This is a genomic window from Phaeobacter sp. JH20_29, from assembly GCF_048056175.1.
In the GTDB taxonomy this organism is placed as follows: domain Bacteria; phylum Pseudomonadota; class Alphaproteobacteria; order Rhodobacterales; family Rhodobacteraceae; genus Phaeobacter; species Phaeobacter bryozoorum.
Window position 1 is genome coordinate 118,463 of the sequence record NZ_JAYMWO010000018.1, and the last position, 11,545, is coordinate 130,007.

Here is an 11,545-nt window from a genome sequence, read left to right on the forward strand (position 1 = left end):
CAGATTCAGCCGTCAGGGTGACGCAGCGCCGGGCGGAGCCAGCTCTGCCAGCCCGGCGCTGCGCATCAGCTCTTCGGTTTCGCGTTGCAGCAGCTTTTCCTGGGCGGCACCTTTCACCGGGACCTTGCCTGCCTCCAGCAGCAGCGGCGCGGCCAGCGGTGAGATCTGCTGCAGCCTGTTGAGGGTGATGTTTCCCTTGATGCGGCTGAGCAGTTCCTCGATGCGGCCGAAATCCACCAGCCCGCCAAGCGCCTCCTGCCGGGTGATGTCCAAGAGCAGGTGATCGGGATCATATTTACGGAGCGTGTCGTAGAGGATGTCGGAGGAGAATGTCGCCTGTCGTCCGTTCTTGCGCTGGCCGGGGGTGTTGCGTTCGATCAGCCCCGCGATGGTGGCCACCGCGCGGAAGCTGCGTTTCATCACCGCATTGCCCGCGAGCCAGCCGTCCAGACCCGCGCGCAGCTCGGCAGGATCGAACAGCGGGGCGGGGTCGTCAACCGGGCTGAGTCCCCAGATCAGCGTGGCATAATCGGTGGCGACAAAGCCAAGCGGATCGAGCGACAGCTCTTCCATCCGTTTGGTCAGCAACAGACCGAGGGTCTGCATCGCATTGCGCCCGGCAAACCCGTAGATGCAGAGGTGTTCGCGGCCCCGGAAGGGAAAGCTTTCGAGCAGCAGCTGGCCCCGGCGGGGCATCTGTGAGACCTCGCGCTGTAGCGCCAGCCAGTCGGCGGTGTGCGGTGGCAGATCGGGCCAGCTGTCGCGTTGCAGGATATCGAGGATGCGGGTGCTGAGCTGGGTCGAGGTGGCAAATTTGGTGCCGGAGAAGACCGCGACCTTCGGTTTCCGGCTGGCATTGCGGCTGACCTCGACCGTCATTTCGCGCAGCGATTCATACCGCACGATCTGGCCGCCGATGAGGAAGGTGTCGCCCGGGGTGAGGGTGGCGGCAAAGCTCTCTTCGACCTCGCCAAGCGGTTTGCCGCCGCGGCTGCGTTTGAGTCGGACCTTCAGGAGGTCGGCGTCCTGAATGGTGCCAATGTTCATGCGGATGCGGCGGGCGGCGCGGGGGTCGCGCAGCTGCCACATCCCGTCGGGACGTTGCAGCAGCCGTTGCCACTGGTCATAGACCCGGAGGGCGTAACCGCCGGTGGCACAGAAATCGAGGCAGGCGTCGAACTCAGCCCGGCTGAGGCTGGCATAGGCGCCGGCTCCCGTGACCTCGGCAAAAAGGTCATCGGCGGCGAAGGGACCGGCGCAGGCGCGGATCAGGATGTGCTGACAGAGCACGTCGCGGGGGCCGGGTGTGCGCGGGCTGCCATCAAGCGTGCCTGCCTCCACCGCCTCAAGGGCGGCACGGCATTCCACCACCTCAAACCGGTTGGCCGGCACCAGAAGCGCCTTGGAGGGTGCATTGTAGCGGTGGTTGGCGCGGCCGATGCGCTGGACCAGCCGTTTCACGTTCTTCGGCGCGCCGATCTGGATCACCAGATCGACGTCCCCCCAGTCGATGCCCAGATCAAGCGAGCCGGTACAGACCACTGCGCGCAGCTCTCCGCGCACCATCGCTGCCTCGACCCGGTCCCGCTGCACCCGGTCGAGTGAGCCATGGTGAATGCCGATCGGTAGCGCGTCATCATTGGCAAGCCAGAGGTTGTGAAAGAAGATCTCTGCCTGGGCGCGGGTGTTGTGGAAGATCAGCGTGGTGTTATGCGCCTTGATCTGCTCAAGCACGGCGGGGATGGCATGGGCAGCGCCGCCCCCGGACCAGGGCGGGGCTGCATCCGTGTGCAGCATCTGGATATCGGCGGCGGGGCCGGGGTCGGCCAGAACGATATCGCAGGGATCCGGGTGGCGGGCCAGATACTGCGCGATGGCGGCGGGATCATCGACGGTGGCCGAAAGGCCGACGCGGCGCATGTCCGGACAGATCGCCTGAAGCCGGGTCAGGGCGAGCATCAGCTGGTCGCCGCGCTTGCTCTCGGCGAGGGCGTGGATCTCGTCCAGTACCACCCGTTTCAGTCCCGCAAACATCCGCGGCGCGTCCTCATAGGAGGTGAGCAGCGCGAGGCTTTCAGGTGTGGTGAGCAGGATATGCGGCGGGTCGGCGCGCTGGCTGCGCTTGCGGGAGGCGGGCGTGTCACCGGTGCGGTCATCAATGCGGATGGGCAGGCCCATCTCCTCGACCGGGGTGCGCAGGTTGCGTTTGATATCCGCCGCCAGCGCCTTCAGCGGCGAGACGTAGAGTGTGTGCAGCCCGCGGTGTTCGCCGGTAGCAAGATCGGCAAGAGTGGGCAGGAAACCCGCCATCGTCTTGCCGCCGCCGGTCGGGGCGATCAGCAGCGTTGCCGGATCATCCGCGCGCGCCAGCATCTCCTGCTGGTGCGGGTGAATGGTCCAGTCACGGTCGTGGAACCAGGCGGTGATGACATCGGGAAGACTGCTCATCCGACTTATCTAGGCGCGGTGGCAGAACTTTTCTAAACGTTCTGGCCAAAGTTTATCAAAAAACTTTGGGGTGGCTCATTTGACGATGTGTTCGTCTTTGACGAACATATTGGCCCAGGCGCGGTCGATGAGGTCGGGAGACATCTGATAGGGGATGCCTTCGAAATCGCAGATCGCCTTCATCTGGTCGATCAGGAACACCGGCTGATAGTTGGCGTAGATATTGTCGATGGTCGGATATTTGCGTTTCAGAAGATGCACCAGCGCCGCCTCGTCCAAGGGCACGCCTTTCTTCTGGGCGACCATGGCAAAGATCTTGAGGAAGTTTTCCTGATTTGGCCCGTCGATCTTGATCTTGAAAAAGATCCGCCGCAGCGCCGCCTGATCGAAGATCTCATTGGGGTGGAAGTTGGTGGAGAAGATCACCAGCGTGTCAAAGGGCACCTCGAATTTCTCGCCCGATTGCAGCGAAAGGATATCGCGGCCCTCTTCTAGCGGCACGATCCAGCGGTTGACCAGCGCCTGCGGTGATTCCGCCTGGCGGCCGAGGTCATCGACGATAAAGATGCCGCCGGTGGATTTCAGCTGCAGCGGCGCCTGATAGGTGCGCGCGGTTGGGTTGTAGACCAGATCCAGCATCGACAGGGACAGCTCGCCCCCGGTCACCACCGTGGGCCGTTCGCAGCAGACATAGCGGCTGTCAAAGCGGCGGGCGCGGCGCAGGCTGTTGGGGTCGTCCTCGGGCAGCGGCACGGCAGTGTGCACGATGGGATCATAGACCGTGATCACCTGACCGGCATATTCAATCGCGCGCGGCACGTAGACGTGATCCCCCAGCGCGTCGCGGATGCCGTTGGAGATGGAGGATTTCCCGTTGCCGGGCGGGCCATACATCAGGATCGAGCGGCCGGCGCTGACAGCGGGGCCGAGGTGGTCTAGCAGGCTGTCGGGCAGGACCAGATGGCCCATCGCACCGAGCAGTTGCTGGCGGGTGACCAGAATATTGCGGATTGACTGGCGTTTGACCTGTTCGCGGTAGATGTGCAGCGGCACCGGCATGGCGCCGTAATACTCGGACTGGCTGAGCGCATCCAGCGCGCGGGCTTTGCCCGCCTCGGTCAGCTGATAGCCCATTTCATTGCCGCTGTTGGCGTTGAGCGTACCGGTTGCCTCCAGCAGCTTTTGTTCGCGGGCGATATCGACCAGTTCCTGCGTCACCGGGATCGGCAGGCAGATGGCAGCGGCGATTTCGCTGACGTTTTCGCAGGTCTTGCGGAAAATGGTCTTGAGCAGGATATCCCGCATCATCACCATCGGGAGCTGCATCTGCTCCAGCCCGCGCGGGGTAGGGGGTGCCACTACGGCGGATGTCTGCATGTTCATGCTGCGGCCTGCCTGTCTCGATTGTTCAATGTTGCGCCCGGTGGCGCCCGACTGTTCAGACAAGAGTTTATTCAGCACTGTGGCACAAGCGGGGCAAAGCTGGTGCATTTCCGCGAAGGGGCCGACCACATGCGGGGCATTTTAGGAAATTGTCAGTCGGGGGCGATCTGGACCGGGATGCCTCAGACCGGGGCGCTCTGACCCAGCTGGCTGCCGAGCAGCAGATAGGCGACCAGCGTGCCGCCAAGGCAGAGGCCCATTGGAAACTTGCTGCCGACCTCCCAGCTCTTCCAATGCGGGGCAAGACGGCGCAGGGGGGTGTATTTCGCGATGCGATGGGTGAGGAACCCGGCCAGCAGCATGGCGGAGAAGATCATCACCACCACCGAGAGATCGCCAAACACCACAAAGGGGGCTGCGGCACCGGCGAATTTGGCGTCCCCTGCGCCGACCATGCCCGCGCTGTAGCACAGGAAGCCAAGGCCGATGCCGATGGGCAGATGCAGCAGCTGCCAGCCATAATCCGTCCAGCTCATCAGGAAGGGGCCGACAAGGACAAAGATCACGGCCAGAAGATCCACGGTCCAGTTCGGGATCCGCATATGGCGCAGGTCATTCAGCGCGACCACACAGCAGAGCGGCACCACAAAGGGCAGGAACCACAGGGCGACATGGGCCGAGATCAGCATGGGGTGGGGGCTCCGGTCTTAGCCGTTTTCCAGCGCAGCAAGTGCGCGCGCCGCCGCGTCGAAATGCTGCGGATGGGTCGAGATCGCCTGCCGCAGCAGGCTTTCGCCGGTCTGCACGTCGCCCTGTTTTACAGCCGATAGCGCCAGCGTGTGCAGCAGCTGGGCGCGTTCGACCTGATCCATCGGGATCACCGGCAGCGTGTAGTTGCGCTGCGCGCCACGGGCCAGCACCAGATTGTTCTTGGCGGTGAACAGCGACTGATCCTGGCGGATGGCATCGCCGAACAGGCGCTCGGCCTCGGCGTAATCGCCACGGGTCAGTTTCGAATAGCCCCAGTTGTTCATCACGCGGGCGGGCTGTGTCGTGAGGCCGACGGCGGTCTGGTAAAAGCTGTCGGAGCGTTTCCAGTCCTGTTCCGAGTCGGCGACCATCGCCTCCAGCCGGTAGCGTTTGTAGGTCTCATGGGTGGGCGGCACCTTGTCGAGGGTGGCCTTGGCCTCGTCCCAGTTGCTGGTGCGGATCAGCGCGTCGGCCAGTTCGATACGGTCCTCATCGGTGGCCTCGGGCAGCGAGACGACTTTTTTCCAGGCGGCGACCGCTTCGGTGTTGCGCTTGGCGCGGATCAGCGAGATCGCCAGCCCGCGGTTGAGGTCGATCCGGTCGGGTGCGGATTTGACGGTGCGCTGAAAATAGGTGACGGCTTCGTTCGGATCGGCAACCGTCAGCATCACATCGTTGAGATTGCTCTCGTCGACCACATTCACCTCCTGAAAGGCGCGGTCCACGGCTTCGGTGTCGTCCTTGGCGCAGGCCGACAGGACAAGCCCACCGACCAGACATGCGGATACGAAAATCTGCTGGCGCATTTTTTGCGTCCTCTGTGCTGCTCTGCCTCTAGGCCTTGCGTCACTGGGACGTGCGAATCAGGTAGCTGCCCCCTCCGCGTTGCACCAGTGCATAGCCTTTTTGTTGCGGATCACTATGCGTGTTCTGATCAAGTTTTGCGAGGGCAAGGCGGAAATTTTCACGGATTGCGTCACTTTCGCCATTATCGAGGGCGAAGGCGCGGCGCAGGGTCTGTTCGGCCTCCGGGTATTTCTGCCGCTCCATCAGCACCACGCCGAGATTGTTCATCGCCGCAGGCCAGTCGGGATCCTTTGCGACCGCGCGGCGCAGCTGGGTTTCGGCCTGACCTAGACGGCCCAGCCCCAGATTCGCGGTCCCGAGGCCAGAGAGCACCTCGGCGCTGAGACCCTCTTCCAATGCGGCGCGGGTAAAGGCATCCAGCGCCAGCTCATACTCGGCGGCGGCCATCAGACGGTGCCCGACAATAAGCCCGCTTTCGGCGGTGCCACGGGGATCAACGCCGGGCAGGGCGGGCGCGCCAAGGGGATCCTTTGGATCCGGTTTTCCGCCCGGCGACATGCAAGCCGCCACCAACGCAAGCGCGAGGGTGGCGGGGATCAGTCGATAGAGACGGGAGGGGATGGCCCAACCCAATGTCATCATGTGTTATTTGCTCATATTGCCCAGATTGGCGATGCCCTGTGCCGAGGGTCCGACCAGAATGATCAGCAGCGGCGGCACCGTCAGGGTCATTGTGGCAAGGGTCATTTTGGTTGGCAACTTGTTTGCGGCCTCTTCGGCGCGCATGACGCGCTTGTCCCGCATTTCGCTGGCATAGACCCGCAGTGCCTCGGCAATCGAGGTGCCGAAGGTGGCGGATTGGATCATCACGGTCACAAAGGAGGACACATCCTGCACGCCGCAGCGGGTGCCCATGTCGCGCATGACCTTATCCTTGTCCTTGCCGGCCTTCATCTCCTGGGCGACCACCTCGAATTCCTCGGCCAGCGCCGGGTAGGAGGCATGCAGCTCCTTGGCCACGCGCACAATCGCCTGATCCAGCGACTGACCTGCCTCGACGCAGACCAGCATCATGTCCAGCGCGTCAGGAAAGCCCGAGGTGATCTCCTGTTTGCGCTCCTCGATGCGGCGGGTGATCCAGTATTTCGGCAGCATATAGGCGGCGGCACCGGGGCCGATGATGCGGATCACCATCTGCTGGCTGTCATATTCCATGTCCGCATTCAGCACGTAGACATAGAACAGACCCGCGGCGAGACCGATGAGGCCAAGGGCAAACTGTGCAAAGTGGAAAAAGCGGACCGAGTCCTTGGACTGGTAGCCGGCCTGACGCAGCTTCAGCTCCATCTTGGAGAGTTCGGCGGCGTCCTGCGGCTCCAGAAAGGAGGCGAATTTCTGCAGCTGCTCGTTGCGATCGGCCTGCCGCAGACGTTCCTTTTTCGGTTTGGTCTGGGTGCTGGCCGACATGCTTTTTTGCAGCTTCTTCAGCGGATCCTCGGGCTGGTTCAGCAGCAGCGGAATCGCCAGCAGGATCATGAAGAGGCCGATCATCCCGACCACCAGAAGCGGGCCGAAGGGGCCAAGATGGGAGGTCAGCAGGTCGTTGATATCGCTCAGGGATGTCATGATTATTGCCTCACACCTTGATGTTCGTCAGCATCCGCATGACGAAGAGGTTGACGGTCAGCATGGCGCCCACAACAAAGCAGGCGGGAATGAACCAGGGATGGTCGATCACGCTGTCGTAATAGCCCGGATCCTTAGCCAGGATGCCGCCAAGACAGAACAGCGGAAAGCCGGAGAGGAATTTGCCGGACCACTGCGCCTCGGCGGTGATGGCCTTCACGCGGCGGAACAGGCGGAAGCGGGCGCGGATCACCTTGGCCAGACCGGCCAGCACCTCGGCGAGGTTACCACCGGATTGCTGCTGGATGGTGACGGCCACGGCAAGGAAGCGCATGTCCTGCATGTCCAGACGTTCGGCCATTTCCTTCAGCGCCTCGCCGACATCGCGGCCATAGGCGCTTTCGTCGGCGATCACGCCAAATTCCGTGGCCAGCGGGTCTTCGACCTCATTGGCGACGATCTGCACGGCAGAGGAAAACGGATGGCCGACGCGCAGGGAGCGCACCATCAGTTCGACCGCATCGGGCAGCTGTTCTTCGATCATCGCCATGCGTTTGGCGGCTTTTTTGTTGACCCAGAAGAACACGGCGCCGACGCCGATGATCACCGAGGCCAGCAAGCGCAGCGGCAGTTCGGCGCTGGTGCCGACGCTGAGACCGACAAAGGCGATGGCCGCGACGCCGCCCATGATCATGATCAGCTGGCGCGGTGAGAAGGCGATGGCCGCCTTCTGAGCGCGTTCAGCCAGCAGCGAATAGAGCGGGATCGACTTGGCGCTCATATGCTGGCGCATTTCCTTGCGCAGCTGTTCCAGCACCTGTTCGCGGTTGCCGCCCTTGTCCATCATTTCCAGACGGCGGTTCACGCGGCTGTTGAGGCTGATGGATTTTCCGAATGTCACCAGGTAGAGACCTTCGACCAGCACCAAGACGCCGATGAAGATCAGGCCGTAGATGATCGGTTCTGCACTCAGTTGCATCAGCGGGCCTCCATCACGGTGGGTTCATAGATCGACGCGGGCAGGTCATAGCCCCAGAGGCGGAAGCGCTCGGAGTAGTGGCTGCGCACGCCGGTGGCGGTGAAATGGCCGATGATCTTGTTGTCGGGTGTCAGACCGACGCGCTGGAAGCGGAAGATTTCCTGCATCGAGATCACATCGCCCTCCATGCCGGTGATTTCGGTGATCGAGGTCATGCGGCGCGACCCATCCTGAAGGCGCGAGGCCTGCACGATGATGTTGACCGCCGATGCGATCTGGCTGCGTACCGCCTTGATCGGCATTTCGATGCCGGCCATGGCGATCATGTTTTCCAGGCGCGAGATGCCGTCGCGGGCGGAGTTGGCGTGGATCGTGGTCATGGACCCGTCGTGGCCGGTGTTCATCGCCTGCAACATGTCGATGACCTCCTCGCCGCGGGTCTCGCCCACGATGATCCGGTCCGGGCGCATCCGCAGGGCGTTCTTGAGACAGTCGCGGGGGGAAACCTCGCCGCGACCCTCGACGTTGGGCGGGCGGCTTTCCATCCGGCCCACATGGGTCTGTTGCAGCTGAAGTTCCGCCGTATCCTCGATGGTCAGGATACGTTCGGCATTGTCGATGAAGGACGACAGCGCATTGAGCGTGGTGGTCTTACCAGAGCCGGTCCCGCCGGAAACGATGACATTCAGGCGCGTGGAGACAGCGGCCTGAAGATAGGCGGCCATCTCTTCGGTGAAGGCGCCGAAGCCGACCAGATCGTCAATGCCCAGCTTGTCCTTTTTGAATTTACGGATCGACACCAGCGAGCCATCGACCGCGACGGGCGGCACCATGGCGTTAAAGCGCGAGCCGTCGGCAAGACGGGCGTCCACGTAAGGGTTGCTTTCATCGACACGGCGACCCACGGCGGAGACGATCTTGTCGATGATCCGCATCAGGTGCTTTTCATCCTTGAATGTGACATCCGACATCTGCAGCTTGCCGTCGCGTTCGACAAAAACCTGATGCGGGCCGTTTACAAGGATATCGTTGACCGTATCGTCCTGAAGCAGGGTTTCCAGCGGGCCAAGGCCGGTGACCTCGTCATAGAGCTCCTTGGTCAGGGTCTGGCGGTCCTCACGGTTGAGAACGATGCCTTTTTCCTCAAGGATTTCGGTGGCGATGGAGGAAATCTCGGCGCGCAGTTCCGCCTCGCTGGCGCGTTCCAGTGCTGCGAGGTTCAGGTTGTCCAGCAGCTCGCGGTGGAGCTGGATCTTGATCTCACCCATCCGCTCCTTGCGCTTGCGTTCCTTGTCCGCCGGGGCGGCCTCGGCGGGAGTGCCGACCATTGGTCGGCGCATGGAGACGGCCGGGGCGGCTTTTTGCGGGGCGGGCGTGGCCACGGGCGCCGGCTGCGCCGCAGCGCGGGGGGTGGCGGATTGTTTTTTATACTTCGAGAACATGAAAGGAACGCCCCTGGTTAAATCTGGGTTCAGGCCGCCGCAGCGTCGCTTTGACCGAGGTCATGCAGCGATTGGGCCAGTTTCAGAACTTCCTTGCGTAGCGGGTTCTTGGCGGCCGAGCTGGCCAGCGGGGTGCCGTGGTCGCAGGCCTGCGCAACCTGTTTGCCGCCGTCGGGCAGCTGCAGGTCGATGGAAATGCCCAAGGATTCCGCCATACGCTTGACGCGGCTCTTGCCGCTGAGGTCGGTGAACTTCGGTGCGCGGTTCAATGCGAAGCGCAGCTTTTCAAACGGCAGCTCCTCCGATTGCAGAGCGCGTTTCAGGCGCAGCGCATTCTGCGCCGACCGCATGTCCAGCTCGACCATGGAGAAGTAGACATGCGCCATATTGAGAACGGTTTCAGACCATTGCACCAGCGTGCGGGGCATGTCGATGACGACAAAATCAAAATGGCTGCGCGCCAGCGTTACCACCCGCTCGATATCTTCGGGGGTGATGAATTCCAGCGGGATCATATCCACCGGCGCCGTCAGCACCTGTAGTTTGTCCTCATAGGTGACCAGCGCCTGGCCAAAGATGTCTTCGTCGAGATTCTCGGTATCGCTCAGCATCTCCATCACCACCTCGCGGCGCGGCAGGTCGAGATAGGTTGCGACGGACCCGTATTGCAGGTCAAAATCCAGAAGGCAGACGCGCGGGGTCTCCGATGTGGAAAGCTGCGCCAGCTCCCAGGCGAGGTTCACCGCCAGCGTGGTTGAACCGCTGCCGCCGGCCAGACCGTGGCAGACGATGACCGCGCCGTCGCGCTGGCTGCCGGTTTTCAGCGCGTGCTGCGGTTGGGCGGTGCGTTCGGCCTCGGCCAGGCGCAGCCGTTCGATGGCGGCCTGCAGCTCCCCCTCGGGCAGCGGGTAGGGGATGAATTCATCAGCCCCCTGGCGCAGCAGGCTGTGGAGTGCGGCGGGGGTCACGTCCTCGGCAATCAGGATCACCTTGATATTGCGGGACTTTGCCTCGGTGATGATGGTGCCCATCAATTGCAGATTGTCTTCGTCGGCGCTGTCCAGCGCCAGCGCCACAAATTCCAGCGCCTCGGCTTCGCTCTGGTTGAAGAAGGCCAGCGCCTCGGTAAAGCCGAGATCGCCCCAGGCTTCGCCCATGGTGGCTTCCATGTCTTCGATCAGCAGGTCAAAGTTCTGCACGTCGCGGCTGATCGTGCAGGCAACAATCGCGTTCGCTTCTGTCTGCGGCATACCGCTGCTCATCACCGTAATCCTTCTCTCGGGGCGTGTCGCACCATGTTGGCCAGAGCACGCTAGCACGCACGTCCGGCATTTGGACGCACATTACCTCTTGAGAACAATGTCGGTGAAGATCTGGGCGAGATTGGGGCCAAGGCGGCCCATTTGTGGGGAATTCCTAATGAAGCCTGAACAGGGTTAACCGCGGTCAACCCTGTCGTCCTGCGCTTATTCCAGGGTGGTCCTGATCGACCGTTCGCTGGTCAGAGACGTGCGTGGCACCGCGCTTTCGACATATTCGCGGTAGATGATCTGCGCATATTTTCCATCCAGAACAGTGGGATGGCGCTTCAGGAAACCGCTGACCTCAGTCACGGTGCGACGGTTGCGGCGTTCGCGGTCGGAGGTGGGGATCAGAGGCTGCGTTTCGCCAAAGGACACGACTGCCTCCAAGCGACTGCGGCTGATGCCCCGCGAGACGAGATAGGCGACGGCGGCACGGGCGCGGCGCAGGCCCAGGGCCTTGTTGTAGCTGGCAGAGCCGACGGCGTCGGTATGGCCGAAGACACGGAATCGCACCTCCGGGAACTGTCTGATCCAATGGGCCTGCTGATCCAGCACGGCGCGGGCGTTGCCATCCAGCTGCGCGCTGTCAAAGGCAAAGGTGATCGTATTTGGCACTTCCTCGGCAAACCTGGTGGCGAGCTGGATCGCAAAGTCGCGCTCTCCGGCCATCACGGCGGCGTTGGAATTGGTCGCATTGCCAAAGACCGAGCGGTCCAGCGGTTCGCCCGCTTCATATCCGCAGGCGGCCACTGTCAGGGACAGGCCAAGGAGTGCTGCATATCTGATCATCTGCCCCATGTTCCTCT

10 protein-coding genes are annotated in these 11,545 nt (G+C 62.6%); all 10 read right to left on the reverse strand.

Going from position 1 to position 11,545, the window contains the following annotated elements:
• Positions 1 to 12: 12 nt before the first annotated feature.
• The gene (locus tag VWZ85_RS15500; RefSeq protein ID WP_416588979.1) at positions 13 to 2,448 is read right to left on the reverse strand and encodes a ligase-associated DNA damage response DEXH box helicase; all 2,436 of its coding nucleotides are present in this window, start codon (positions 2,446 to 2,448) and stop codon (positions 13 to 15) included.
• A 75-nt stretch (positions 2,449 to 2,523) separates the two neighbouring features.
• Positions 2,524 to 3,831, reverse strand: a complete 1,308-nt coding sequence (locus tag VWZ85_RS15505; RefSeq protein WP_340544623.1) for an ATPase — start codon at positions 3,829 to 3,831, stop codon at positions 2,524 to 2,526.
• A 182-nt stretch (positions 3,832 to 4,013) separates the two neighbouring features.
• The gene (locus VWZ85_RS15510) at positions 4,014 to 4,520 is read right to left on the reverse strand and encodes an A24 family peptidase (RefSeq protein ID WP_416537316.1); all 507 of its coding nucleotides are present in this window, start codon (positions 4,518 to 4,520) and stop codon (positions 4,014 to 4,016) included.
• An 18-nt stretch (positions 4,521 to 4,538) separates the two neighbouring features.
• Complete coding sequence (locus VWZ85_RS15515) at positions 4,539 to 5,387, reverse strand: tetratricopeptide repeat protein (protein WP_340544625.1); 849 nt, start codon at positions 5,385 to 5,387, stop codon at positions 4,539 to 4,541.
• A gap of 40 nt (positions 5,388 to 5,427) precedes the next feature.
• Positions 5,428 to 6,030 (reverse strand): tetratricopeptide repeat protein, encoded by a 603-nt coding sequence (locus VWZ85_RS15520; protein WP_340544627.1) that lies wholly within the window; start codon positions 6,028 to 6,030, stop codon positions 5,428 to 5,430.
• Positions 6,031 to 6,033: 3 nt separating this feature from the next.
• Complete coding sequence (locus VWZ85_RS15525) at positions 6,034 to 7,014, reverse strand: type II secretion system F family protein (RefSeq protein WP_416534694.1); 981 nt, start codon at positions 7,012 to 7,014, stop codon at positions 6,034 to 6,036.
• Between the two features lie 10 nt (positions 7,015 to 7,024).
• Positions 7,025 to 7,993 carry a type II secretion system F family protein gene (locus tag VWZ85_RS15530; protein WP_340544629.1) on the reverse strand — a complete coding sequence of 323 codons (969 nt, stop codon included), beginning with the start codon at positions 7,991 to 7,993 and terminating at the stop codon, positions 7,025 to 7,027.
• Positions 7,993 to 9,435, reverse strand: coding sequence for a CpaF family protein (locus tag VWZ85_RS15535; RefSeq protein WP_340544630.1), 1,443 nt, complete (start codon positions 9,433 to 9,435; stop codon positions 7,993 to 7,995). Before VWZ85_RS15535 ends, VWZ85_RS15530 begins: the two co-directional genes overlap by 1 nt.
• Positions 9,436 to 9,464: 29 nt before the next feature.
• Entirely contained in the window at positions 9,465 to 10,697 is a 1,233-nt protein-coding gene (locus VWZ85_RS15540; RefSeq protein WP_416542504.1) for an AAA family ATPase, read from the reverse strand.
• Positions 10,698 to 10,901: 204 nt separating this feature from the next.
• Positions 10,902 to 11,528 carry an OmpA family protein gene (locus tag VWZ85_RS15545; RefSeq protein ID WP_340544632.1) on the reverse strand — a complete coding sequence of 209 codons (627 nt, stop codon included), beginning with the start codon at positions 11,526 to 11,528 and terminating at the stop codon, positions 10,902 to 10,904.
• Between the last annotated feature and the right edge of the window lie 17 nt (positions 11,529 to 11,545).